We start from the raw sequence: 25,084 nt of genomic DNA on the forward strand, positions 1-25,084 counted from the left end.
CCAGGCTTGAGAACGGCATATCCCATCAGGGCCGCTTTGTTAGTTTATCGAGAAGAAAAACGGCATCACGATCTGTTGCCGGCAGCGCTATCACCGCTCTATGGGAGCCCGTTGGATGACCACCCAATTCTCGAACAATCCGCCTACGTCCCGGCAGTTTTATATCAATGGCGGTTGGCAGCCTCCGGCCCATCCGGCCACCCTGGCGGTGGTCAATCCAGCTACCGAGGCCGTCATCACTGAAGTCGCCCAGGGCTCAAGCGAGGACGTTGAGCGGGCCGTGGCGGCGGCTCGCGCAGCGTTTCCCGGCTGGTCGGCAACTTCGGTGGATGCCCGCGTGGCGGTCCTTGGAAAGATCCATGAACTGATCCTTGAGCGCAAAGAAGCATTGGCCCAAGCACTCTCGCTGGAAATGGGCGCGGCCATCAGCTTCGCCCGGGCCATGCAAGTGCCGCTGGCGGCTGAACACGTACGGGTGGCCCGTGACGTGTTGTCCACCTATCGCTTCCAGAACGTCGAGAATGGTACCGCCATTCAACGCGAACCCATTGGCGTCTGCGGCCTCATCACGCCGTGGAACTGGCCGCTGTATCAAATCACCGCCAAAGTCGCCCCGGCGATTGCCGCTGGCTGCACAGTGGTGTTGAAACCCAGCGAATTGTCGCCCCTGAGCGCCTTGCTCTTCGCCCAACTGGTGCATGACGCTGGCCTTCCGGCGGGTGTCTTCAACCTGGTGAACGGCAGCGGTGCCGAAGTCGGCGCGGCCATGGCGGCGCATCCCGATATCGACATGATCTCCATCACCGGCTCGAACCGCGCTGGAGCGCTGGTGGCCCAGGCTGCCGCCCCGACAGTGAAACGCGTGACGCAAGAGTTGGGCGGCAAGTCGCCAAACGTGCTGTTGCCGGACGCCGACTTCGCCAAGGCCGTGCCGCCAGGAGTGATGTCGGCGTTTCGCAACGTCGGCCAATCATGCAGCGCGCCAACCAGAATGATCGTGCCCAGGAACCGCTTGGCGGAAGTCGAGGCGTTGGCGGCCGCTACCGCCAACGCGATCGTCGTGGGCAATCCGCAATCGGAAGAAACCGTGCTCGGGCCCATCGCCAACGAAGCCCAGTTCAATCGCGTGCAGGTTATGATCGAAGTGGGCTTGAACGAGGGTGCCAAGCTTGTTTGCGGTGGCCCAGGGCGCCCGGAGGGTTTTGAACAAGGCTTCTACACCCGCCCCACGGTTTTCTCGCAGGTCGACAGCGCCATGCGCATCGCCCAGGAAGAAATCTTCGGCCCGGTGCTGTGCATCATTCCCTATGACACCGTGGATGAAGCCGTCGCCATCGCCAACGACACCGTCTATGGGCTGGGGGCGCATGTCCAGGGCCAGGACCTTGATCTTGCACGTGCCGTTGCGTCGCGTATCCGCGCAGGGCAAGTGCTGCTGAACTACCCGGCGTGGAACCCGATGGCCCCCTTCGGCGGCTACAAGCGCTCAGGCAATGGTCGTGAGTATGGGGTCCACGGGTTCGAGGAATATCTGGAGATCAAGGCGATAGTCGGCTTCGAGTGAGCGCCCTACTCCTCGAACCGCCCCGTGCCCTCGCGATCATGGGCGTAGTGTCGGCTGAACGGAAACGTCGGCAGCCATGACTCGCGGCGCACGGTCCAGCTTTCGTAGCTGGGCATCAGTTGATCGGGGGCATCCAGCGTACCCAGGTTCACTTCAATTTCGTCGCCGGTACGGGCGAACACCGACGAGCCACAGCGTGGGCAGAAACAGCGCCCGGCGTAATCCCGTGTTTCGCCCTCGATCGTCACCGCATCCTGGGGGAACACCGCTGCGGCGTAGAAGAGCGCGCCGTGATGCTTGCGACAGTCGAGGCAGTGACAGAGACCAACGCGATACGGCCGCCCCGAGGCCTCGATACGCACGTTGCCGCACAGGCAGCCGCCAGTGAATCGGTCCATGGTGTGTCTCCTCTAAAACCGGCCAGTCGGGTTTCACCATACATGTCGATCAATGATAGGCGCGTGCTGCGCCATCAGTTCCACAACCCAATCGATGAACACCCGTAGCTTGGCACTGACGTGGCGGTTCGGGGGATAGGCCAGATAAAGCGGCATTGGCTCGAGCTGCCAGTCTTCGAACAGCGGCACCAACTCACCTTGCCCCTGGTGACGCCGGGACATGTACTCGGGCAACCAGAGCACGCCCAGCCCCGCCAAACCGGCCGCGAGATAGGCGTTGCCGTCATCGATGGCCAACGCGTAGCGCCCTTTGACGTGAAGCAGCTCACCGTCACGGCGCATGGCGTAGGGCAAGGATTTGCCGGTGCGTGCCCACAGGAAACCAACGGTGCGATGGTGCGAATCTTCCAGCTCTCGCGGATGCGTGGGCAGGCCAAACCGTGCCAGGTAACTCGGGGCGGCGAAAACGCCGAGGGCGAGATCGCCGACGCGTCGGGCGACCAGCGACTGATCCCTCAATTCACCACCGCGCACCACGCAATCGACGTTTTCATCGATCAAGTCGACGATACGATCACTGACGCCCATGTCGATCTGGATGTCCGGGTATCGCTCATAGAACGCCGGCAAGGCCGGTATCAGGATCAGAGCGGCCAGCGGGCTCGGCACATCCACCCGCAGCCGGCCCCGGGGCAGTGCTTGCGCACCGGACAGGCTGGTCTCGGCATCGTCCATGTCGGCCAACAGCCGGATCACCCGCTCGTAATAAACCGCGCCGTCGGCGGTGACGTTGACCTTGCGCGTGGTGCGGTTGAGCAACTTGACCCGCAACCGTGCCTCGAGCTGCTGCACCAGTTGGGTCACGGTGGTCTTGCTCATGTGCAGGGTGTCAGCAGCCTTGGTGAAGCTGCCCGCCTCCACCACTCGAACGAACGCTTGCATCGCATCAAAACGATCCATTTCTGCCTCAGGGTCGATCCGATTGTTTGGATTCTACAAACAGTGATCACCAAGGTTGCTCGTTTATCGCGTGGATACAAGCCCCTAGAGTGAATCCATCGTTTGGAACCCACTCTTTGATGGAGGTATTCATGAAACAACGCGATGTGGTTTTCCCGCCTGGACGCCAGGCACTTTATGAGCGCAATCGCTACTCGCCGGCAATTCGGTCCAATGGCTTTCTGTTCGTCTCGGGGCAAGTCGGCAGCAACGAAGATGGCTCGCCAGAGCCCGATCTGGAGGCTCAGGTCCGGCAAGCGTTCACCAACCTGAAGGCGATTCTGGCTGCCGCCGATTGCAGCTTTGACGATGTGGTCGACGTCACGGTCTTCATGGTCGATCCTCAGTCGACCTTCGAGCGGGTCTGGAACGTCGTGCCCGAGTTCTGGGGCAACGCACCGCATCCGACACTGACAGCGGTGGGCGTGACGTGGCTGTATGGTTTTCAGTTCGAGATCAAGGTGATTGCCAGGTTGCCTGAAAACACCCTGTAGGTCAGCTTGCATCAATGTTGGCTGTGCCGCCGCCATCGTGAGCAGGCTCGCTCCCACAGGGAATGGCGGTAAGGCCGAGTCTTCAGCCCACCCTGCAATCAATGTGGGAGCGAGCCTGCTCGCGATAGCGGTGGGTCAGTCTGTATCAATGTTTGGCTGTGCTGTCGTCATCGCGAGCAGGCTCGCTCCCACAAAGGATCTAAGGTGGGTCGCCGGCTAGCCTTTCATCGCTGCTTCAATCGCGGCAATGTCGATCTTGGTCATCGTCATCATGGCCTCGAAGGCACGCTTGGCGGCGGCTTTATCGGCGCTGGCGACGGCTTCGAGCAGCACGCGGGGGCTGATCTGCCACGACAGCCCCCACTTGTCCTTGCACCAGCCGCAAACGCTCGCCTCGCCGCCGTTGTCGATGATCGCACTCCACAAGCGGTCCGTTTCCGCCTGGTCCTCGGTTGCAATCTGGAATGAAAAAGCCTCGCTGTGCTTGAATGCCGGCCCGCCATTGAGGCCGATGCAAGGGATGCCCATCACCGTGAACTCCACCGTGATCACATCGCCCTGCTTGCCCGACGGATAATCGCCCGGAGCATGATGGATGGCGTTCACCGCGCTGTCGGGAAAGATTCTTGCGTAGAATTCTGCCGCTTCCTGGGCGGTGCCGTCGTACCAGAGACAGATCCTGTTTTTATTATTCATTCCGGCTCTCCGAAAGGGACTGGACGATAAAGTCTAGCAGTCCCCCCGAAAGTTACAGATGACTAGCCCTCAGGTGAACAGCTCCACACCCAACTGGAATGCAACCCACAACGCCAGGCCGGTGGCAAACATCAGCGCGATGTTCTCGAACAGGTTGTTGCGGTATTCCTTGCCCAGCAGGGATTTCTGGTTGGACATGATCAGCAGGCCCAGGGAAATCACCGGCAAGCCGACGATGTTCAGCGCGTTGACACCGATGGTCAGCGTGACGAAGTCCGGCATGCCGGGGAGCGACCAGATCAGTGGCGTCACGAGAATGAACAACATGAACCATTTGTGCATCGGGTCACGGTGGAACTCTTTGCCGTAACGCTCCCGGCGCCCGGGCCGCACATGTTGGAAGGCATCGGTGATAAGCATCGGGAACGCCGTGGTCTTGCCGGAGATGCTGGCGAACAGCGTGGCGAACACACCGATAAAGAACACGTACCAACCGATCGAGCCGAAGAACATTTCCAGGGCCTTGCCCAGATCGCCCAGGGTTTTGACCTCGATGCCGTTGGGTCGCAGGATTTCCGCGCCGACGATCCAGATCGCCAGGTTGATGATGATCCCGACAAACACCGCAAACAGCAGGTCGTTACGCTGGATACGCTTGTGTTCAGGCCCTACCCAGCCCTTCTGGCGCATGACATACGGATGGACGAAGTTGGCGATGGAGCCGGCCACTGCACCGATCACCGAGACAGCCACCAGCAGCGCACCGTGCACGCCTTCATCGGGCGGAATGCTGAAGCCGATGGTGCCTTTGACGATGCCGGCGACATCCGGGCCGGACATCACCGCCAGGGCCAGGAACGCCAGGGTCATGATCGCCAGCAAGCCTTTCATCACGCCTTCGATCATCGAGTAGATATTGCGCCCCACGAGCATCCATACCGCCAAGACCACCGCCACCGAACACAGCAGTGGATAGTCGACCTTGAGCAACATGGCCAAGGCTTCGCCAGCACCCTTGATCATGTAGGCATTCATCAAGTGCCCCATGAGCAATGCATACACCAGCAGGAACCAGGCGAAAAGCGGATTGAGCTGGGCATAACCTTGCAGGATGGTCATGCCCTGGTTATTGCAAAGCTGGAAGCGCGCGATGATGTTGACGATCAGGTAGCGCAGCAGAAGAGAGACCGCCAGCACCCACATCATCGCGTAGCCGTAGTTCGCCCCGGCCACCGAAGATGTGATCAGGTCGCCAGCGCCCAGCCAGGAAAGAACAGCAATGATACCGGGGCCCAGTAGCTTGAGCAGACGTACGAAACGGCCCTGTACGGGCGCCGCAGCCTGGCCTTCAGCGGAAGGAATGCTCGTCATGGATGGAATCTCCGTTTATTGTTTTTGTGAGAAACGGCCACAGTCGAACACATTAGATACGACGTCGTACAACCATTATTAATCTGTAATTATGTAGAAATGTTTCATGGCATCCGCTCCCGAGATACCACTGTATTAAGAAGCAAATTGCCACTAAGCCCCCACCGGCTCGCCGTTATCAACCATCCAGCGCACCATCCTCGCCAACGGCACCCGATGCTGCTGGATCGCGCACCAACTGACATGTTCATGGCGATACAACTCGACGTAACGATTGAGCAGCACATGGCGGCCATCCTCGGCCAACTGCAGTTCAACCTCACGGCAATGCAGTAGATCCGCATCGGGCGAGCGCATCCGTCGATGCAGCACCAACACCTGGCTACTCATCAGCGGCAGCTCCATTCTCGCATTGCGGGTTATCCTGCACGACCGCCCCCAACTTGCCCTGTGCGACAAAATCGGCACGCCGCTGCGCCGTTGCATCGCGAAGCGCCACGTAGTAATCCGGTTCGGCCTGCAACTGGTCTGTCAGAGGCAATGCCTCGGCGCGGCCATCGACAACGCCGCCGACGGTGTTGATCGTGCCCAGGGTCTCGACAGTGCTGCTGTTGTCGCCGAACGGGTCGACGGCGAAACTCAGCACTTCGCCCGTGGCGTCCCTCAGGTTGGCGCTGCCCAGCAACGGCAGCTCCACGATCGGCCCGGGCGCGACGTTCCAGACGCCGAAGGTCTGGCCGAAATCGGCCTTGTGGCGCTCGATGCCCAGCTTGCCCGACACGTCGATCAACCCGACGATACCCGCCGTGGTGTTGATGACGAAACGGCCCAGTGTGTTGACCGAGCGTTGGGCGTTGCCTTGTAGCAGGTCGTTGATGAACACCTTGGGCTCGCCGAAGTTCGCCACGAAGTTGTGGACGCCGGCCTGGAACGTCTCCGGCAGCTTGCGATAACCACGGGCAACCGGGGCCAGCGCATAGTCATCCACGGTTCGGTTGAACGCGAAGATGCCGCGGTTGACCGGTTCCGCAGGATCGTGAACGGTGTAATTCGCGCTTTCACACGAGCCTGGTTTTGCAGCCGGCGTGCTGGAGCAACCGCTGGCGAGTGCCGTCAAAACAACTACAACGGTGGATCGAACAAACAATGGGGCGGGTTTGGTGATCGGCATACAGGGTTATCTCGGCGAGGAATGGAGGCGATACCGGTCAACTAAAGAACCGATGCCGGACACAGCTCTTGTGGCGAGGGGATAAATCCCCTCGCCACAGGTTCTGTATAGGACCGACTACTTTTTAACTGACCGACATCAAAGGCCATCCTGCCGCTGTTTTTTTGCCCGCAGATTTCCAGAACATTGCCCGCCGGCAACTTTATTGCCGGATTGAAATATATGACGCAGGCCCCGGATTGACCCTAGTATCCCCTCCTGTATTCATTACTCTGCGTGCCCACCGTGAGCCATTTATTACTGGTGGACGATGACCTCGAAGTCCTCGCCCTCTTGCGCAAGTTCCTCGAACAACATGGCTATAGCGTGGATGTGGCCGCCGACGGCAACGCCTTGTGGCAGGCGGTGGAGCGTCGGGTGCCGGACCTCATCATCCTCGACGTCATGCTGCCGGGCGACAACGGTCTGGTGCTCTGCCAACGACTGCGAACCGAGCACAGGGTCGCCATCATCATGCTCACCGCCATGGGCGAATTGAGTGACCGCGTCGTCGGTCTGGAGCTGGGGGCGGACGATTACCTGACCAAGCCCTTCGACGCCCGGGAGCTATTGGCCCGGGTACGTGCCGTGCTCCGGCGCACCGGAGAAGCCAGGGAGACGTTGAGCGACTCATCCCGGCCCATCCTGGAGTTCGAAAACTGGCAGCTGGACGTCACCCGGCGCGAACTGCGCTCGCCGGACAAGGTCATGATCCCGCTGTCCGCCGGAGAATTCGAACTGCTGCTGGTCTTTGTCGAACACCCGCGCCGGGTGCTGACCCGCCAGCAGTTGCTGGACCTGGCGCGCGGCGAAACCTTCGAGGCGTTCGACCGCAGCATCGATGTCCAGGTCAGCCGCTTGCGACGCAAGTTGGAGACCGACCTCACCGGTGCGTCGATGATCCGCACCGTGCGCAACAGCGGCTACCTGTTCAGCCCCCATGTGGTGAAGCGATGAAATGCACTCGACGGCCATGGGATACGCTGGCGCGCTGGATCGCCCTGACCACCCTGGTTGCCATGCTCACGTTGCTGGCCCTGAACGCGCTGTTCAGTCAACTGACTGATGCCTGGGCCCGCCCTCCCCTGATGGAAACCGGTCTGATTGAAAAGATCGCCGCCATCACCCGCATCATCGACTCGGCAACGCCCGAGCAGCGGCCCACGATTGCCAGGACAGCCAGTGACCCGATCTTCAACACACAATGGCTCCAACGCCATGAAGAAGCCAAGCTGCCAGTGATCGACGACCCCGAATACAGCGATGGCGCACTGCGCTTGCGCCAACAGTTGGGCCGGCCCGACGCGAGGATCGAGGGCTATGAGCCGAGCGACTGGCCCACCGGCCAGCCCGGCGCACGCTACGCCGCGATGATCGAATTGACCGACCACTCGTGGGTCATGTTTTCTCTGCCTGCGCGCAGTTGGGGGCTGGAGGAATGGAAGCGCAACCTGATCATGCTGGCGCTGATCCTGGTGTCGACGATTATCGTCGCGCTGATCGCCACGCGACACCTGGCAGCGCCCTTGCAACGCTTTGCCGAGGGCGCCAGGCGCTTCGGCGTGGATCACAAGGCACCGCCTATTCCCGTCGTCGGCCCCCATGAAATCCGCCAGGCGATCCTCGCCTTCAATGCCATGCAGGCCCAGCTAAAGCACTTCATCGAGGACCGCACCCAGATGCTCGCCGCCATCTCCCACGACCTGCGCACGCCCTTGACCCGCATGCGCCTGCGTGGCGAGTTCATCGAGGATGCCGAGCAGCAATCCCGGCTGTTCAGGGACGTCGACGAAATGCAGGCGATGATCAATTCAGCCCTGGAGTTCTTCCGCGACGATGCCCGGCTTGAACATGCCACCGCGTTCGACCTGGCCGAGCTGCTGCACACCATCGTCGATGACCTCAAGGACGCCGGCACCGAGGTTGGGTTCGAAGGCACCCAGCGCCTGGTTTATGTCGGCCGGCCCATCGGCATCAAGCGTGCATTGGTCAACCTGATCGACAACGCGATCAAATATGGCGGCGAGCCGACGGTTCGCCTCGAAGCCGACGCCCACCGTGTGGACATTCGCATCCTGGACCGCGGGCCCGGCATCGACGCCCAATACCTTGAGCAGGTCTTCGCGCCGTTCTTTCGCATCGAAGGCTCTCGCAACAAGCACACCGGCGGCGTCGGGCTGGGCCTGTCGGCGGCCCGGGCGACGGTGCTGGAGCATGGCGGGACACTGACCTTGAGCAACCGTCGGGATGGCGGGTTGGAGGCCAGGGTCTCGCTACCGCTTGACTGAAGCCCCCCCGATGTATCGATCCGCTCTAAACAATCAGCGCCTTCCTCGGTAGGATGTCCGGCCTTTCCGGCCTCGACGCTGCCCCGGGAAGGCGCTTTTGTTTACATCGCTCGACTCAATACCATCGCTCGCGTTCACGACAGACAAGGATCGGCGGAGCCAAACCAAGGAATTCACCGATGATTCTTATCATTTATGCGCACCCCTACCCCGATAAATCGCGGGTCAACCAGTTGATGCTCAAGCGAGTGTCGAACAACCCGGACGTGGTTATACGTTCGCTCTACGAGCTCTATCCCAATTTCGATATCGACGTCGAGGCGGAACAGCATGCGGTGGAACAAGCCGATCTTGTGGTGCTCCAGCACCCGATGTATTGGTACAGCACCCCGCCCCTGCTGAAACTGTGGATCGATAAAGTCTTCACCCACGGCTGGGCCTACGGCAAAGGCGCCGTCGCCCTCAAAGACAAGCGCCTGCTGTGGGCCGTCACCACCGGTGGCGATCAAGCGCATTTTGCGATCGGCGACTACCCAGGTTTTACCGCGTTGGCCCAACCCCTCCACGCCACGGCCATTTACTGCGGCATGCGCTGGTTGGAACCGGTGGTCGTGCATGGCGCCTATGCCGCCGACCCTGACGCCCAACATGCACAAATCGAACACTATGGCGCTCGCCTGGCCGCCTGGAAGGAAGATTGAAATGGAGACTCACAGCCTGATTGAAATGCTCATCTACCTGGCCTCGGCGACGCTGATCGTCCCGATTGCCGTTCGATTTGGCCTGGGCCCGGTGCTGGGTTATCTACTGGCCGGGTGCATCATCGGCCCGTGGGGGCTGAAGCTGATTACCGACGTCAAGGCGATCCTGGAGTTCGCTGAAATCGGCGTGGTCCTGATGCTGTTCATTATCGGCCTTGAACTCGACCCCAAACGGCTCTGGGCCCTGCGCCGGATGGTGTTTGGTGGCGGTGCCCTGCAGATGCTCGCCTGTGGCGCTGCCATTGGCTTGTTCTGTACGGCCCTGGGCCTGAACTGGACGGCGGCGCTGCTGGTCGGCCTGACCCTGAGCCTGTCCTCCACGGCCATCGCCATGCAGGCCATGAGCGAACGCAACCTGACCGCCACCGCCGTCGGGCGCAGCAGCTTTGCCGTGCTGCTGTTCCAGGACATCGCGGCGATTCCGCTGGTGGCGATGATTCCGCTGTTGTCGGCCCACGGCGACACCCCTTCGGGCACCGCGCTGTTGCTATCGATTGGCAAAATCGTCGCTGCCATCGCCATCGTCGTGCTGTTGGGTCGCTACGTGACGCGACCGCTGCTGCGCTTCGCCGCCCGCTCAGGCCTGCGGGAGATTTTCAGTGCCGTCGCGCTATTCCTGGTGTTCGGCTTCGGCTTCCTGCTGGAGGAAGCTGGGTTGTCGATGGCCATGGGCGCGTTCCTCGCCGGGGTGCTGCTGGCCAGCTCCGAATACCGCCATGCGCTGGAAAGCGACATCGAGCCGTTCAAGGGCCTGCTGTTGGGTCTGTTTTTCATCGGCGTCGGCATGTCGATCGATTTCGGCACGCTGGTCAACGCACCGCTCAAAGTGATCACCCTGACCCTGGGTTTCATCCTGATCAAGCTGCTGGTGATCAAGCTGGCGGGCCGGTTCCTCAACGTCCCCGCCGGCCAGCGCTCCTGGCAGGCGGTGTTGCTGGGCCAGGGCAGCGAGTTCGCCTTCGTCGTGTTTGGCGCGGCGACCGTGGCCGGCATCCTGACCGATCAATGGGGCAAGAGCCTGACCCTGGCGGTGGCCTTGTCCATGTGCCTGACGCCCTTGCTGATTCTGCTGCTGGATCGCTTCGAGTCCGTCACCCGGAAAAACCAGCGCGAATCCGACCTCGTCGACCAGCAGAACCCACGGGTGATCATCGCCGGGTTCGGCCGCTTCGGGCAGATCGCCGGACGCCTGCTGATGTCCTGCGGCGTCGAGGTGGTGGTACTGGATCACGACCCTGACAACATCGAGACGCTGCGCAAGTTCGGCGTGAAAGTCTTTTATGGCGATGCCACGCGCCTCGATCTGTTGCACGCCGCCGGCGCGGCTCAAGCGGTGGTGCTGATCAATGCGATCGACAATCAGGAAGACAACCTGACGCTGACCCGGCTGGCCCAGGAGCACTTCCCCGCATTGCAGTTGATCGTGCGGGCGCGGGACATGGGACACCTCATTACCCTGCGGCAGATGGGCGTGGAAGCGGCCGAACGGGAAACTTTCGAGAGCGCGCTGTCATTGGGTCGCAGTGCCCTGGAGCGCATGGGCGTCGGGGCTTACGAAGCGCGCGAACGGGCGGATCAGTTCCGGCGGCTGAACCTCAAGATGCTGGAGGAAATCGTCGCCCAGCCGGAAGACGACCTCAAGTTCCGCCATGACGCCTACCGCCGCGCCAATGCGCTACTCACGGAGATGTTCAACGAAGACCGTGCCCACCCCGTCGACAGTTGGCCGGAACATCATCGCAACGAAACCGACAAGACGCCGAGTTGACCGGCGTCATACACGCCCGAACTTGCGCCGGTATTGCACCGGCGTCAGCCCGGTCAGCGCCTTGAACATGCGCTGCAAGTTGGAGCTGCTGCTGAAACCCAGCTCGGCGCCGATGCTGGCAAGGGACTGCGCCGTCAACGTCAGGCGTTCGCTGACCTGGTTCAACTTGATGCGCCGGGCATAGGTCGCGACCGCCTGGCCCGTTTCACGGCTGACCTTGCGTGCCAAGGTACGCTCGGACACCGCCAGCTCGCTTGCCAGCGCCTGAACGGTGATCCGCTCGGCCGGCATCTGTTCGATCAAGCCATGCAACTGCCGCAGCCATCCGCTGGGTTGCTCGATCAGCGCACTGCCTTGGAACGCTCCATGGGCAATGGCCGGGCGCGGCAGCACCATGAGCCGGGTAATGTCCCGCAGCACGTCGCTGCTGACGCTGCGTTCGATGAGTTTTTCGGCGATGGGCAGGTAGCCGTTCACTCCGGACGCGGTCGCCGTGTGTTCGTTGAACACGCAGTTTTGCTCGCTTTGCCAAAGGACTTTTCGATACTGCTGCTGCATCGCTTGCGCCAGCCACCAGGTCACCGTCGCGCCCTGCCCGTCCAGGCGACCACTGGCGGCCAGCAGGCAGACGCCGGTGCAATAGGACCAGAGCCGCAGCGTTCGGGCAAGCTTGGACAGCGCGCTCACGAGAGCCGTTTGATCAACCAGCAGCGCATTCACCTGCTCGGCCGATTCGGCCCAGAAGCCGGGAACCAGGACAGCATCCAGCGCAATGCTGCCCAGGGCCGCTTCCGCGTGCAGGGTCACGCCATGGGCACACACCACCGGCCCGGCTTGCAACGCGATGTAGCGTGCCTCGAACAACGTCAGCCCTCTTCTGCGGTTAGCGGCATGCAGCAGATCGGCGAAGGCAAACAGGCCGGCGGGCATGCAGCCGGGAAACAGAAGCAGACCGATTCGGATTTTTCTGGTCATGGCTTGAAACGAATCAAAGATGTCAGATCCGGCCATTATGCACACGGGACCGGAGCGGCACCATGAAGCGCTCGCTCAACAGGAACGTCTCATGAACATCCAGCAGATCCGTAACGCCACGATCATTCTTCAATTCGGCCCGTATCGCGTGCTCGTCGACCCGATGCTGGCTGCCAAGGGCACGCTGCCGCCGCTTCGACTGTTCGGTGCCACGCAGCGCAATCCGCTGGTGGAGCTTCCGGCTTGCACAGCGAAGGACCTTGAGGCTGTCACCTATTGCCTGATCACCCACTGCCAGAAAGGCCATTTCGACCATCTGGACGGCGCGGCCAAGCGATGGCTGAGGGAAAAACAGATCCCGGTCATCTGCACACCCCATGACGCCCCGTACCTCGCCAGGCGGGGCTTGAATGTCCAGGCGCTTGCCCTGGCACATGACCAACCCCACTCATTCCTGGGCGGCACCATCCGCTCCGTCCGCTGCACCCATGGGCTGGGCCTGGTGGGCAAGTTGATGGAGCACGGCGTCGGCTACCTGATCGAGCTGCCCGGGGAGCCAAGCGTCTACCTCAGCGGCGACACTGTACTCACCCCCACCGTGTGCGAATTCGTCCTGCGCCACCAACCGCAGGTCAGCGTGGTCCCGGCAGGCGGGGCCCGCTTCGATGTGGGCGGCGACATCATCATGGGCATCGACGAGACGCTGGAATTCACCCGCCTATCCCACGGGACCGTGGTGGCCAATCACCTGGAAGCGATCAGCCACTGCCCGACGACCCGCAAGGCCCTCGCCGAAGCCGCCGCGAGGGCCGGTGTCGGAGACCGGTTGTTGATACCGGAAGATGGCGAGACATTGATTTTCCAGGCGGCCTAGACCAGTGCGTCCAGCTCGGCGAGCAGCGGCGCAGGGATCTTCAGCTCACTGGCCGTGAGGTTTTCCCGCAGGTGCGCCAGGGACGATGTGCCGGGAATCAGCAGGATGTTCGGCGCCCGTTGCAGCAACCACGCCAGGGCCACACACAGCGGTGACGCCTGCAAGCGCGCCGCCACGCTGGAAAGGGTTTCCGATTGCAGCGGTGTGAAGCCGCCCAGCGGGAAGAACGGCACGTAGGCGATGCCCTGCCGACCGAGGTCAGCGATGAGTTGTTCGTCGTCGCGATGGGTCAGGTTGTAGTGGTTCTGCACGCAGACCACCTTGGCAATGCCCTGGGCCTGCTTGACCTGCGCGGCCGTGACATTGCTCAGGCCCAGGTGGCGGATGAGCCCCTGGCGCTGCAACTCGGCCAGTGTCGTGAACGATTCCTCGATGGAAGCCTCCGAGGGCGAATGCAGATCGCCCCACACCCGCAGGTTGACTACGTCCAGGACCTCCACGCCCAAGTTGCGCAGGTTGTCGTGGACCGCCCGAGTCAGCTCGGCGGGGCTGTGGGCCGGGTTCCAGGACGCATCGGCACCGCGAACGGCACCGACCTTGGTCACGATGACCAGATCCTTGGCGTAAGGGTGCAGCGCTTCGCGGATCAACTGGTTGGTGACATGGGGCCCGTAGAAATCCGCGGTGTCGATGTGGTTGACCCCGTTCGCCACTGCTTCGCGCAGCACGGCGATGGCGGCCGCCGGATCTTTCGGCGGCCCGAAGACCTGGGGCCCCGCCAACTGCATCGCGCCATAGCCCATGCGATTGATCGTGCGATCACCCAGTGAAAAGGTGCCTGCCTTGCCTGCAATGTTCATCTCGTGCCCCTCGGATCAATGTAAGTGGGCCGACTATAGGCGTTGACCACTTCATTGATAATCAGGTGCAATCAGCACGGGCTGTACGACGGAGAGAACAATGGCGACGGATATTCAAGACTTGCTGGCCTTCGTGGCCGTGGTCAATGCGGGGGGCTTTCGTGAAGGCGCGCGGATGAGCGGTAAGTCTGCCTCGAGCCTCAGCGATGCCGTACGCCGGATGGAAAGCCGGCTCGGCGTGCGCCTGCTCAACCGCACCACCCGCAGCGTGGTGCCGACCGAGGCCGGTGCGCGGTTGATGGAACGCATCGTCCCGGCCCTGGGCGAAGTCGAGGCGGCGATGGACGTGGTCAACGATTTTCGCGACCGTCCTTCCGGCACCCTCCGGCTGAACGTGCCGGTCAGCGCCGCCCGCCTGGTGTTGCCGGCGCTCATCACGCCGTTTTTGCAAAGCTATCCCGACATCCGCCTGGAGGTGATCGCCGAAGAGAGCTTCGTCGACATGCTCGCCGCCGGTTGTGACGCCGGTATTCGCTACGACGAGCGTCTGGAGCAGGACATGATCGCCCTCCCCATCGGCCCACGGTTTCAGCGCTTCGCAACCGCCGCATCCCCGGCGTACCTCGACGCCAGGGGGCGCCCCGAACACCCTCGGGATCTGCTCAAGCACGCCTGCCTGCGGGGTAAATTCCCCAGTGGCGCGATGCCGCTCTGGGAGTATGAACGTGACGGCGAAACCATCAGCGTCGACCCGAGCGGTCCGTTGATTGTCAGGATCGGCGGCGCAGTGGACCTGTCGGTGCAAGCTGCAGTGGACGGGTTAGGGATCGTCTACCTGTTCGAGGACTGGCTACGGCCCTACCTGGACAGCGGCGCCCTCGAACCGGTACTCGAACCCTGGTGGCAGCGCTTCACCGGGCCATTCCTCTACTACCCCGGCCGTCGCTACCTGCCCTCGCCGTTGAGGGCTTTCGTGGACTTCATCAATGCACAACGGTATGGGAGCGAGTCTGTCCGCGAGGACGTCGGCACGGCCAACCGCCCCGCAAGCTGATACACCGCTATCGCGAGCAGGCTCGCTCCCACAAGGGTTCGGCGGTGTAGTTGAAAATCCCGCACCGCCACAAATCCATTGTGGGAGCGGGCTTGCTCGCGAAAGCGTCAGCACGGCCAACCTCCCCGCCAGCTGATACACCGCTATCGCGAGCAAGCTCGCTCCCACAAGGGTTCGGCTGTGTAGCTGAAAATCCCGCCCCACCACAATCCATTGTGGGAGCGAGCCCGCTCGCGATGGCGTCGGCACAGCCAACCTCTGCGCAAGCTGACACTCCGCTATCGCGAGCAGGCTCGCTCCCACAAGAGTTCGGCTGTGTAGCTGAAAATCCCGCCCCACCACAAATCCATTGTGGGAGCGAGCCCGCTCGCGATGGCGGTCGTGCATTGACCCCAATGGCCCGCTCGTCTCCCCGCCGCGAGGATTTTCGAACCAAGCGTTTCGCCACGGTTCGGACCTACATGACACCGCTGAAAGCCACCTGATGCGCTTCGACGTCATGCCTTGAACAGCGGGTAGATCAAGGCTTCTTTGCGTTTCACTGCCGGGAGTTTTCGTTATGTGTGACAGTCTTGTTCAACACGTTTCTTCAAAAGACTCCCTGGCGTATTTCGCCCATCGAGATACGCCCGGCAACCGTTTCGCTACCCTCGTGACGCCCTTGGAGCTGTGCGTGACAACGCCGCCCAAGCCTCAGGAGCGGCATGCCCTGATCAAGCCAGGCATGCAGGTCAGCGCCATTCGCCGGCGCGGTGGGCACTTGGAGTGCATCAAGGTTCGCTGGGGCTGGTCGCCGATCTGGTCGGTGGGAACGATGCCGCCGCTCACGCATCTGCCCTTGCATCTGGTCATGCGTTCCAAAGTCTTCGATCCCATCAAGCACGAAGGCCGCGTACTGGTCGCCGTGGAGGGCTGGTATGAGTCGCAGCCCCCCGCCTCACCCTCTCAGGCGCAACAGCTCACCTACACGACCGACCGGCAATCGACCCCGATCTTCCTGGCCGCCCTGGCCCAGGCCAGCGAGACCCCGTTTGGCTGTGACGGCCTGGCCCTGGTGACGTATGGCGACATCGCCAGTCAACAGCAGCGGGTACTGGCTTTCAGTGCCGAAGATGCACTCGACTGGCTGGCGCCCGAGCTGGGCTGGGAGCAGGCACAGCGACTGGCCGCACGCCTGAACGGCGCGCAACCGCCCCTTGAACCGGCAGTGACAGCCCAACGTCCGGCCCAGAGGCTTTAATGCTGGGAACAGCGGGCGGCAAGCGCACGGATAAAGGAATGCAGGAACGGCGCAACAATGGACGGTAAACTGCGGCGCTCCTTTTTCTTTTCCAGCATGAGGCTTTGCATGAGCAACCCAGACATCACGTTCGTTCCAGATCCGGATGCGGATTCCATTTCCTCCGACGTCGCCGGCTTCGGCGGCCTGCTGGTTTCCACGCAAATCCCCACCCACGCCGATGGCAGCCTGGAACTGGGCGATATCGCGCTGCAGAGCGAATGCACACTGCAAGCCCTCAAGACCGCCCTGGAGCGCGCCGGCAGTTCCATGGACCGAGTCCTGCACCTGACCATCTATCTGACCGACATGGCGGATCGCGCCGCTTTCAACGAGGTTTACAAACGCTTCTTCGCCAAGCCTTGGCCGGTTCGTGCAGCGGTGGGCGTGGCCGCGCTGGCGGTCGAGGGGATGAAAGTGGAAGTGACGGCGATGGCGGCGAAGGGCTGAACAGGCACATTGCTCTGTTGGCCTGAGTAAGCGCTTTTGTGGCGAGGGAGCTTGCTCCCGCTGGACTGCGCAGCAGGCCCCGGTTTTTTGTTTCAACGCAGATTTTTTTGGGGCGGCTTCGCCACCCAGCGGGAGCAAGCTCCCTCGCCACGGGTGTTTTGTTAACCCAGGCTCCCAGTCCAGCAGGGGACCTTGTTTATCCCGATGTAGGATCGTTCGGGTTCGGGCTACGTTGTCTTGCGCCATTCCCTACAACTGCGCCAGAATCCGCCGGCTTGTGCGTCTAGGGGGTGGGCTCTATCGTTTCCGGGTCGCTGACGAATCAGCGATCGGGTTTGGTAGCCCGGTTTTCCTGGCGCACATACATCCTGATGCAAGGGACTTCTACGTCCTCTGTTTTATGGTGGTCATGCGCAGGGCGTTCTCGGACGCGCCGGGTTGCCAGGTAACCGGTCTACCAACCTTCGTATGGCCGCCACCCTTCGTTTGGTAGCGAGAGTGATGGCTCCTATTTCTTATCTGGAGTTTCATCTATGTTCAAACCAACACCCAACCCACCAGACACCGATCCCCACTCAAAAGCGTTCGACAAAGCCGCCGACCGCATCCTCGACCACTACCTCAAGCCCAAACCCGGCAAACCCGAGGCCGATCCAGGCCCACTGTTCACCGTCGCAAACGGCGTCGACACCGAAACCCTGCTCGCCAACCTCAGCGAAAACCTGGCCTCGGCCAACGCCATGGTCAGTGACCTGGCCTTCGACCTGGAAGGTCCCAGGCGCCACATCGCCCTGGGCATCCAGCAATTGATTGAACTGAGCGGACTGCTAGCGAACCGCGCGCTGGACAACGTCGAAGCACGCTAGCCGGGCGCATCAACTTTGTGGCGAGGGGATTTATCCCCGCTGGGCTGCGCAGCAGCCCCAAAAAGGCAGGTAGGGATCAACCTGACACACCGAGTTGACAGACATTGGGACTGCTGCGCGTCCAGCGGGGATAAATCCCCTCGCCACAGGGGTTGCCTGGCAGTCCCCTCCCCCAATCCCCGCCTATACTTCTCTGCCAATCCCCCCTGGGGCCTGCACTTCCAACAATAAAAAGCAGAGGTGGAACATGGTCTGGCAACAAGTCTACGATCCCTTCGGTAATGCGGTGCTGTCCACGCTCCTGGCGGCGGTTCCGGTGGTGGTGATGCTGGCCTCCCTGGCGTTCTTTCATGTCAAGGCACACCTGGCGGCGTTGCTGGCCCTGGCCTCGGCCTTGCTGATCGCGATCTTCGCCTTCGGCATGCCCGTCGGCATGGCCGGGTCTGCGGCACTTTATGGCGCGGCCAACGGGCTGCTGCCCATTGGCTGGATTGTCCTCAACATCATTTTCCTGCACCGCCTGACCACCGAGAACGGCTCATTCAAGGTCCTGCAAGATTCCCTCGCACGCATTACCGACGACCGACGCCTGCAATTGCTGCTGATCGCCTTTTGCTTTGGTGCGTTCTTCGAGGGTGCGGCGGGCTTCGGGACGCCGGTGGCGGTGACCGGGGCGATCCTCATCGGGCTGGGCTTTTCGCCCCTGGCCGCCTCAGGCCTGGCACTGATCGCCAACACCGCGCCCGTGGCCTTCGGTGCCCTGGGCACGCCAATCATCACCCTGGCCAAGGTCACCGGGTTGGATGAAATGGAGCTGTCGATGATGGTCGGTCGGCAGTTGCCGTTTTTCTCCGTGCTGGTGCCGTTCTGGTTGATCTGGGCCTTCGCCGGATGGCGCAAGATGCTGGAGGTCTGGCCGGCGATCCTGGTGGCCGGCGTCAGCTTCGCCATCCCGCAATTCCTAGTGTCGAACTACCACGGGCCGATGCTGGTGGACGTCATCGCTGCGCTGATTTCCATGGCTTGCCTCACCGGTTTCCTCAAGGTCTGGAAACCGGCCACGGTGCACACCTCCGCCGCGCTGTCCGGGCGAGTCGACAACTCGAAGATCGACGCCAGCGAGGATGAACAACCCACCGCCAGCGCCGCATTTTCCAGCGACACCCGCCCCGCCGTGCTCCGGGCCTGGATGCCGTGGATCATCCTCACGGTATTCGTGTTCGCCTGGGGCACCCAGGGTTTCAAGAACCTGTTCGATACCCGCCCGGCACTGGACCCGCAGACGCAGTCGGTCAAGCTTGACCCCCAAGGCAAGCCGATGCGCGAGGCCAATCCGATCTTCTCGCCCCTGGTGACCTTCGGCACCATCCACCAGCAGATCGAAAAAGTCCCGCCGGTGGTGCCCCAGCCTAAAACCGAGGAAGCGGTCTACAAGTTCAACTGGTTCACCGCCACCGGCAGCGGTATCTTCCTGGCGGCGATTCTCGGTGGCTTGCTGATGGGCTACTCCATCCCGCAACTGCTGCACCACTACTTGCGAACGCTCTGGGTGGTGCGCTACTCGCTGATCACCATCGTGGCAATGTTGGCCCTGGGGTTCCTCACGCGGTATTCGGGCCTGGACGCGACCATGGGCCTGGCCTTCGCCGCCACGGGCATTTTCTACCCCATGTTCGGCACCTTGCTGGGCTGGCTCGGCGTCGCGCTGACCGGCTCGGACACCGCGTCCAACGTGTTGTTTGGCGGCTTGCAACGGGTCACATCCGAGCAGTTGGGCATCAGCCCGGTGCTGATGGCCGCGGCCAACAGTTCCGGCGGGGTCATGGGCAAGATGGTCGATGCCCAGTCGATCGTGGTCGCCTCCACCGCTACCCGTTGGTACGGCCATGAAGGGGAAATCCTGCGCTACGTGTTTTTCCACTCGGTGGTGCTGGCGATTCTGGTGGGCGGGCTGGTGACGTTGCAGGCGTATGTGGCGCCGTTCACGCATATGGTGGTGGGAGGACGTTAACGGAGATATCGATCATTCCCACGCGGGAGCGTGGGAATGTTCAAGAACAGCAGTGTTACTGAACGCTTTTCAGCTTGACCACATCACCGGACACCGAGGTGGTGTAGCCGGTCAGGACCCAGGCCCAGAACCAGTTTTCCTGGACTTGAGTGTTGATCATGGCATCGCCGCCCTTGGCCTTGATCGCTGCGGTCTGGGCGCGCACGAAACGGTTGTTCTGCTGGATCGGGATCACGCCGAACAGCAGCAGGCCGGTGGCCTTGGCTTCACTGTGGCCGACAACGGTGTATTGGCTGGCATCGTACTGCTGGGTCTTCATCGGGGTGCCGGTGCAACCCGCCAGGGCCAGGCCGAACAGTGCGCAGGCGACAACTTTACTGATGTGGTTCATTGAATACTCCATGAGAAAACGCCCGGGATCCGTCTCTCGGGCGGCGCGTACTCTAACCGATCAGCATCAAATTGACATTATCCCGCGCAATTAGCAGAACTACCTGGGAGGCTCAGCGCAGAGCCATTCGTCAGTTGCCCCTGCAGCCAAACGGGCCCTCGTCGATAACATGGACACTGTGCCACAGAAGGTAATCTTGCCCATTCCGGCTGATGAGTAATGGCCGGTTCTGTTGGAGCATTTGATCATGATTGACCTGACTGTCTGGAACATCACCCTGCCCGTGCAAACACCCGCGCAGGTCGTGGCGACCAAAGCCATGCCGGCCCTGAAAAACAAGTATTTCGACAATAACGGCCAGCGGATCGTCTTCTGGGCGCCGGTCACGGGCTCCCATACCGGCAAAAGCGAATACCCGCGCTCCGAACTGCGGGAAACCAGCAAAGACGGAAAACTGCGCAATTGGCGCTACAACAGCGGCATCAATACCCTCAAGGGCACCCTGGCCGTAAACCAGGTGCCTTCCGAAGGCCGCGTGGTCGTGGCGCAGATCCACGCCAAAGACGCCCCCACGCCGTTGTTGAAGCTGGTGTACCGCTACGCCAAGGGCACCGGCAATATCGACGTGGAGTACCGGGTCAAACCCAAGGACAAGAAGAGCCCGGCGATCTACACCGTGCAAAACGTACCGCTGAACAAAGCCTTCTCCTACTCGCTGCAAATGGACAAGCAAGGCAAGCTCTCGGTGCTGATCAACAACGTTGGCAAACAGGTGAAGCTGGACTCGTCCTGGTACGGCTACGATTTCTATTTCAAGGCCGGCGTCTACACGCTGGATAACAAAGGTTATTCCAACGAAGGCGGGAAAGTGACCTACACCAGACTGGACGTCAGCCACAAATGACTGACGCCCAGCCCTGTCTCAGGCCTTTGACGGCGTAGCGAGCGCCTGCTGGCCGCGGAAGGTAAACAGGAAACAGACGAGCACCAGCAACGCGAACCCGGCCGGGAACAGCCAGATGCTCTGCCAGTCATGCCCGCCAGCCACGACAAAGCGATCGGTCACCTGCCCCGCCACCCAAAATCCAATCAACATCCCCACACCATAGGTCGCCAGGGTGATCAGGCCCTGGGCCGAGCTGCGAAAACGCTCCGGCGCCTTGGCATCGGTGTAGATCTGCCCCGAGACAAAAAAGAAGTCGTAGCAGATACCGTGCAGGGCAATGCCGGTGAACAGCATGAACGCCAGGTCGCCGTTATTGCCGTAGGCGAACAACACGTAGCGCAACGCCCACGCCAACATACCCACCAACAGCGCCAGCTTGATGCCGAAGCGCTGGATGAACAGCGGCAACAGCAGCATGAACAACACTTCCGATACCTGCCCGATGGCCATCTTCGCCGTCGGGTTGGTCATGCCGGTTTCGGCCAGGAATGGGTTGGCGTTCTGGTAATAGAACGCCAAGGGAATGCAGATCAGGATCGAGGCGATGAAGAACACCAGGTAGCTGCGATCCTTCAACAGCCCCAACGCGTCCAGCCCCAGCAATTGCTTGATGCCCCCCGTGCTCGCCTGTTCCTTGAGCGGAGCCGTGGCCGGCAGCGTGAAGCTGTAGAGCCCCAGGACCAGGGACGCGATGGCCGCCATCAGGAAGGTATTGCGCAGGCCGCCTGCCGAGATCGCTTCGCGCGAATCCCAGGCGAACACGAAGCTGATCACCACACCCGCGACGATCCAGCCAATGGTGCCCCACACCCGGATGCGGGAGAACTCCAGCGCCGGGTCGCGCATCTGCCGGAATGCCACGGAATTGACCAGGGCCAGCGTCGGCATGTAGATCACCATGTACACCAGCACGTACGGGTAGAACACGCTGAAATCCGCCGCCGAATACAGCTGATACAGCAACACCGCGCCAAGCAGGTGCAACACCGCCAGGATCCGTTCGGCGTTGAAGTAGCGATCGGCGATCAGGCCGATCACGAACGGCGCGACAATCGCTCCCCACGACTGAGTGGAAAACGCCATGCCGATCTGCCCGCCGCTGGCGCCCAGGGTGCTGGAGAGGAAGGTGCCGAGGGTGACGAACCAGCCACCCCAGATAAAGAATTGCAGGAACATCATCACGCTCAAGCGTGCGTTCATCGTGGTCATGACCATCACCGTTTTATTGTTGTTCTTGTGAAAATGAAAAATCTTGCGCTGCTTTTGTGGCTTGCTTTTGTGGCGAGGGAGCTTGCTCCCGCTCGGCTGCGCAGCAGTCGTAAAACCGGCTGGCAGGGTGTTTCTGGAAAACCGCGCCAGCCTATTTGGGGCCGCTTCGCAGCCCAGCGGGAGCAAGCTCCCTCGCCACAGGTTTTTTTGCTTTGGGCCGGTTATCTCAACCCCAACAGCCGCCGGTTGGAGTCCTCATCCGCGGTGACGCTGGCGAAATCATCGAACGCCTTGCCGGTCTTGCTGATCATGTGCCGCTGGATGAACGCCGCCCCTTCTGCGGCGCCCTGCTGCGAATCTTTCAGGCAACACTCCCATTCCAGGACCGCCCAACCGCTGAAATCGTATTGAGTCAGCTTGCTGAAGATCGCTTTGAAATCGATCTGGCCATCGCCCAACGAACGGAACCGCCCGGGGCGATCGACCCAACCCTGGTAACCGCCGTACACCCCGGCACGGGCATCGGGGCGAAATTCGGCGTCCTTGACGTGGAACATGCGGATGCGTTCGTGGTAACGGTCGATGAAGCCCAGGTAGTCCATCTGTTGCAGCAGCAGATGGCTCGGGTCGTAGAGAATCGCTGCCCGTGGATGATGATCGACCGCGTCGAGGAAGCGCTCGAACGAGGCCCCGTCGTGCAAGTCTTCGCCGGGGTGGATTTCGTAGCACAGGTCCACACCGGCCGCGTCGAAACAGTCGAGAATCGGCAGCCAGCGCCGGGCCAGTTCGGCGAAACCTTGTTCCACCAGGCCCGCCGAACGCTGCGGCCAGGGGTAGAGATACGGCCACAGGAACGCACCGGAAAACGTCGCGTGGGCCTTGAGGCCCAGGCGCTGGCTGGCGCGGGCGGCGAGCTTGAGTTGCTCGATCGCCCATTCGGTCCGCGCCTGGGGCTGGCCGCGCAGATGTGCTGGGGCGAAGTCGTCGAACAGCGTGTCGAACGCCGGGTGCACCGCCACCAATTGACCTTGCAGGTGCGTCGATAACTCGCTGATCTCTACGCCAGCCTGGGCACAGGTCGCCTTGAGCTGATCGCAATAATCCTGGCTCTCGGCGGCCCGGGCCAAGTCGATGTATTGCGTGCCCGACGTCGGCAATTGAATGGCCTTGTAGCCTTGCGACGCCGCCCATTGGGCGATGTTGGCCAGGGTGTCGAACGGGGCTTCGGCGGCCATGAATTGCGCCAGGAAAATACCTGGGCCGCGCAGGCCACTCGGGGTCTTGTCGAGGGTTTTCACAACAGGGAAGCTCCGGTTTGTACGGTGGTCCACTTGGCGTCGCCACGGTGGTTGAGAATGGCGGCCTCGATGAACGCCATGCCACGCAGGCCGGTCTCGATGCCGGGCACGCCGGGGATGTCGGGGCCTTCGACATGGTTGCGAATGGCTTGGGCGAAATCGCCGTAGAGGTTGGCCATGGCCTCCAGATAGCCCTCGGGATGTCCGGCCGGCAGGCGCATGCGACGCTGGGCCGCCTCGCACAGCCACGGCTGGCCGACACCGCTACGCAGGATGCGCAGGGGTTGGTCAAAGGCGCGATGGATCAGGCTCGCCGGTTCTTCCTGGCGCCATTCCAAGGCACCCTTGTCGCCGTAGATGCGAATTTTCAGTGGGTTCTCTTCACCGGTGCAGACCTGGCTTGCGAGCAATACGCCGCTGGCGCCGTCCGCCATCTTGAACAGCATCGCCACGTCGTCATCCAACTGCCGGCCCGGTATATGCGTGCCTAACGCGGCGCATAGCTGTTGGATAGGCTGGTCCGCGACGAACTCGGCCAGGGAAAACGCATGGGTACCAATGTCACCGATGCAACCGCCCAAACCGGACTGCAAGGGGTCGTCGCGCCACTCGGCCTGTTTGTTGCCCTGGGCGGCGACATCCTGGCTGAGCCAGCCTTGGGGATACTCGACCAGCACCTTGCGCACCTGGCCGATCACGCCCGAACGCACCATCTCCCGCGCCTGCCAAACCATGGGATAGCCCAGGTAGGTGTGGGCCAGGCCGTAGAGGCAACGGCTGCCTTGCAGCACCTCCCTGAGGGCCAGCAACTCTTTGAGGTCCAGGGCGGCGGGTTTCTCGCTGAACACATGGAAACCCGCTTCCAATGCCTGGCTGGCAATGGGTGCATGGAGATGATTGGGTGTGACGATCACCAGCAGTTCCATGCGCTGATCCAGCGGCAGGAGCGCTTCGGTGTCGAGCATATGCTGCCAATCGTGATAACAACGGGACGCGGCCAGGCCCAGGGCCGCGCCGGTCTGCCGAGTGTTGTGAGGGTCGCGGCTGAACGCGCCGCACACCAGTTCAAAACCGCCGTCCAGCCCCGCCGCCTGACGATGGGCCTGACCGATGAAAGCGCCCTCGCCACCGCCGACGAAGCCCATTCTTATTTTTCGTACTGCAGGATTCATCGCGATTCTCTTCTTGTCAGCATGATGATGTAACCGGTTACATCATGGCGAAAATCTAGGCTCAGTTTCCTGGTGTGTCAAACCCGATCTGTCCGCACCTGAACATTTGTGGGGCGCTCAACCTGCGGTAAGCTCCCCAACCGTAGCCCC

General features: G+C 61.7%; 25 protein-coding genes. 13 read left to right on the top strand and 12 right to left on the bottom strand.

The window, feature by feature from the left end; all coding sequences use genetic code 11:
- Positions 1 to 115 precede the first annotated feature (115 nt).
- A complete protein-coding gene (locus tag PBDP_RS18635; RefSeq protein WP_212801135.1) occupies positions 116 to 1,564 on the top strand; it encodes an aldehyde dehydrogenase family protein in 1,449 nt (482 codons plus the stop codon).
- 5 nt (positions 1,565 to 1,569) lie between these two features.
- Here PBDP_RS18635 and PBDP_RS18640 read toward each other — a convergent pair whose 3' ends face one another.
- Both PBDP_RS18640 and PBDP_RS18645 read right to left on the bottom strand, forming a co-directional pair.
- Complete coding sequence (locus PBDP_RS18640) at positions 1,570 to 1,962, bottom strand: GFA family protein (protein WP_109755503.1); 393 nt, start codon at positions 1,960 to 1,962, stop codon at positions 1,570 to 1,572.
- Between the two features lie 33 nt (positions 1,963 to 1,995).
- Positions 1,996 to 2,922, bottom strand: coding sequence for a LysR family transcriptional regulator (locus PBDP_RS18645; protein ID WP_163857980.1), 927 nt, complete (start codon positions 2,920 to 2,922; stop codon positions 1,996 to 1,998).
- A 131-nt stretch (positions 2,923 to 3,053) separates the two neighbouring features.
- Between PBDP_RS18645 and PBDP_RS18650 the strand changes: the two genes are divergently transcribed.
- Positions 3,054 to 3,455 carry a RidA family protein gene (locus tag PBDP_RS18650; protein ID WP_212801136.1) on the top strand — a complete coding sequence of 134 codons (402 nt, stop codon included), beginning with the start codon at positions 3,054 to 3,056 and terminating at the stop codon, positions 3,453 to 3,455.
- A 216-nt stretch (positions 3,456 to 3,671) separates the two neighbouring features.
- Here PBDP_RS18650 and PBDP_RS18655 read toward each other — a convergent pair whose 3' ends face one another.
- The 4 genes from PBDP_RS18655 to PBDP_RS18670 all read right to left on the bottom strand — a co-directional run bounded on the left by PBDP_RS18655 (position 3,672) and on the right by PBDP_RS18670 (position 6,693).
- A complete protein-coding gene (locus PBDP_RS18655) occupies positions 3,672 to 4,151 on the bottom strand; it encodes a VOC family protein (RefSeq protein WP_212801137.1) in 480 nt (159 codons plus the stop codon).
- Between the two features lie 69 nt (positions 4,152 to 4,220).
- Positions 4,221 to 5,522 (bottom strand): Nramp family divalent metal transporter, encoded by a 1,302-nt coding sequence (locus PBDP_RS18660; RefSeq protein ID WP_109755507.1) that lies wholly within the window; start codon positions 5,520 to 5,522, stop codon positions 4,221 to 4,223.
- A gap of 153 nt (positions 5,523 to 5,675) precedes the next feature.
- A complete protein-coding gene (locus PBDP_RS18665) occupies positions 5,676 to 5,912 on the bottom strand; it encodes a hypothetical protein (protein WP_109755636.1) in 237 nt (78 codons plus the stop codon).
- Positions 5,905 to 6,693, bottom strand: a complete 789-nt coding sequence (locus PBDP_RS18670; RefSeq protein WP_109755508.1) for an MlaA family lipoprotein — start codon at positions 6,691 to 6,693, stop codon at positions 5,905 to 5,907. The genes PBDP_RS18665 and PBDP_RS18670 overlap by 8 nt, the downstream gene beginning before the upstream one ends.
- Before the next feature lie 285 nt (positions 6,694 to 6,978).
- Between PBDP_RS18670 and PBDP_RS18675 the strand changes: the two genes are divergently transcribed.
- The 4 genes from PBDP_RS18675 to kefC all read left to right on the top strand — a co-directional run bounded on the left by PBDP_RS18675 (position 6,979) and on the right by kefC (position 11,549).
- Positions 6,979 to 7,689 carry a response regulator gene (locus PBDP_RS18675; RefSeq protein ID WP_109755637.1) on the top strand — a complete coding sequence of 237 codons (711 nt, stop codon included), beginning with the start codon at positions 6,979 to 6,981 and terminating at the stop codon, positions 7,687 to 7,689.
- Positions 7,686 to 9,020 carry an ATP-binding protein gene (locus PBDP_RS18680; protein WP_116832826.1) on the top strand — a complete coding sequence of 445 codons (1,335 nt, stop codon included), beginning with the start codon at positions 7,686 to 7,688 and terminating at the stop codon, positions 9,018 to 9,020. The genes PBDP_RS18675 and PBDP_RS18680 overlap by 4 nt, the downstream gene beginning before the upstream one ends.
- A 179-nt stretch (positions 9,021 to 9,199) precedes the next feature.
- The gene (kefF, locus tag PBDP_RS18685) at positions 9,200 to 9,721 is read left to right on the top strand and encodes a glutathione-regulated potassium-efflux system oxidoreductase KefF (RefSeq protein WP_109755510.1); all 522 of its coding nucleotides are present in this window, start codon (positions 9,200 to 9,202) and stop codon (positions 9,719 to 9,721) included.
- Position 9,722: 1 nt separating this feature from the next.
- The gene (kefC, locus tag PBDP_RS18690) at positions 9,723 to 11,549 is read left to right on the top strand and encodes a glutathione-regulated potassium-efflux system protein KefC (RefSeq protein WP_109755511.1); all 1,827 of its coding nucleotides are present in this window, start codon (positions 9,723 to 9,725) and stop codon (positions 11,547 to 11,549) included.
- 6 nt (positions 11,550 to 11,555) lie between these two features.
- Here kefC and PBDP_RS18695 read toward each other — a convergent pair whose 3' ends face one another.
- Entirely contained in the window at positions 11,556 to 12,524 is a 969-nt protein-coding gene (locus PBDP_RS18695) for a GlxA family transcriptional regulator (RefSeq protein ID WP_212801138.1), read from the bottom strand.
- Between the two features lie 91 nt (positions 12,525 to 12,615).
- On the opposite strand from PBDP_RS18695, the gene PBDP_RS18700 reads away from it, so the two are divergent.
- The gene (locus tag PBDP_RS18700) at positions 12,616 to 13,398 is read left to right on the top strand and encodes an MBL fold metallo-hydrolase (RefSeq protein ID WP_212801139.1); all 783 of its coding nucleotides are present in this window, start codon (positions 12,616 to 12,618) and stop codon (positions 13,396 to 13,398) included.
- Here PBDP_RS18700 and PBDP_RS18705 read toward each other — a convergent pair.
- Positions 13,395 to 14,258 (bottom strand): aldo/keto reductase family oxidoreductase, encoded by an 864-nt coding sequence (locus PBDP_RS18705; protein ID WP_212801140.1) that lies wholly within the window; start codon positions 14,256 to 14,258, stop codon positions 13,395 to 13,397. The two genes, PBDP_RS18700 and PBDP_RS18705, sit on opposite strands and share 4 nt — an antisense overlap.
- 100 nt (positions 14,259 to 14,358) lie before the next feature.
- Here PBDP_RS18705 and PBDP_RS18710 point away from each other — a divergent pair, with 100 nt between their 5' ends.
- The 5 genes from PBDP_RS18710 to PBDP_RS18730 all read left to right on the top strand — a co-directional run bounded on the left by PBDP_RS18710 (position 14,359) and on the right by PBDP_RS18730 (position 19,918).
- Positions 14,359 to 15,312 (top strand): LysR family transcriptional regulator, encoded by a 954-nt coding sequence (locus PBDP_RS18710; protein WP_109755515.1) that lies wholly within the window; start codon positions 14,359 to 14,361, stop codon positions 15,310 to 15,312.
- Between the two features lie 559 nt (positions 15,313 to 15,871).
- The gene (locus PBDP_RS18715; RefSeq protein WP_116832831.1) at positions 15,872 to 16,552 is read left to right on the top strand and encodes an SOS response-associated peptidase family protein; all 681 of its coding nucleotides are present in this window, start codon (positions 15,872 to 15,874) and stop codon (positions 16,550 to 16,552) included.
- 108 nt (positions 16,553 to 16,660) lie between these two features.
- Positions 16,661 to 17,041 (top strand): RidA family protein, encoded by a 381-nt coding sequence (locus PBDP_RS18720; RefSeq protein WP_109755517.1) that lies wholly within the window; start codon positions 16,661 to 16,663, stop codon positions 17,039 to 17,041.
- 533 nt (positions 17,042 to 17,574) lie between these two features.
- Positions 17,575 to 17,907 carry a DUF6124 family protein gene (locus tag PBDP_RS18725; RefSeq protein ID WP_109755518.1) on the top strand — a complete coding sequence of 111 codons (333 nt, stop codon included), beginning with the start codon at positions 17,575 to 17,577 and terminating at the stop codon, positions 17,905 to 17,907.
- Positions 17,908 to 18,154: 247 nt separating this feature from the next.
- Positions 18,155 to 19,918: an L-lactate permease gene (locus PBDP_RS18730; protein ID WP_212801141.1), complete on the top strand. Its 1,764-nt coding sequence runs from the start codon at positions 18,155 to 18,157 to the stop codon at positions 19,916 to 19,918.
- A 55-nt stretch (positions 19,919 to 19,973) separates the two neighbouring features.
- On the opposite strand, the gene PBDP_RS18735 is transcribed toward PBDP_RS18730, so the two are convergent.
- On the bottom strand, positions 19,974 to 20,309 hold the full coding sequence (locus tag PBDP_RS18735; RefSeq protein WP_109755520.1) for a hypothetical protein: 336 nt from the start codon (positions 20,307 to 20,309) through the stop codon (positions 19,974 to 19,976).
- Positions 20,310 to 20,556: 247 nt separating this feature from the next.
- On the opposite strand from PBDP_RS18735, the gene PBDP_RS18740 reads away from it, so the two are divergent.
- Positions 20,557 to 21,213: a polysaccharide lyase family 7 protein gene (locus PBDP_RS18740; protein ID WP_212801142.1), complete on the top strand. Its 657-nt coding sequence runs from the start codon at positions 20,557 to 20,559 to the stop codon at positions 21,211 to 21,213.
- 18 nt (positions 21,214 to 21,231) lie between these two features.
- Here PBDP_RS18740 and PBDP_RS18745 read toward each other — a convergent pair whose 3' ends face one another.
- From PBDP_RS18745 to PBDP_RS18755, 3 genes are all read right to left on the bottom strand, one after another.
- The gene (locus tag PBDP_RS18745; protein WP_109755638.1) at positions 21,232 to 22,464 is read right to left on the bottom strand and encodes a nucleoside permease; all 1,233 of its coding nucleotides are present in this window, start codon (positions 22,462 to 22,464) and stop codon (positions 21,232 to 21,234) included.
- A gap of 221 nt (positions 22,465 to 22,685) precedes the next feature.
- A complete protein-coding gene (locus tag PBDP_RS18750) occupies positions 22,686 to 23,762 on the bottom strand; it encodes a sugar phosphate isomerase/epimerase family protein (protein ID WP_212801143.1) in 1,077 nt (358 codons plus the stop codon).
- Complete coding sequence (locus PBDP_RS18755; protein ID WP_109755523.1) at positions 23,759 to 24,934, bottom strand: Gfo/Idh/MocA family protein; 1,176 nt, start codon at positions 24,932 to 24,934, stop codon at positions 23,759 to 23,761. The genes PBDP_RS18750 and PBDP_RS18755 overlap by 4 nt, the downstream gene beginning before the upstream one ends.
- Positions 24,935 to 25,084 lie beyond the last annotated feature (150 nt).

Source organism: Pseudomonas sp. St290, from assembly GCF_018325805.1.
In the GTDB taxonomy this organism is placed as follows: domain Bacteria; phylum Pseudomonadota; class Gammaproteobacteria; order Pseudomonadales; family Pseudomonadaceae; genus Aquipseudomonas; species Aquipseudomonas bijieensis.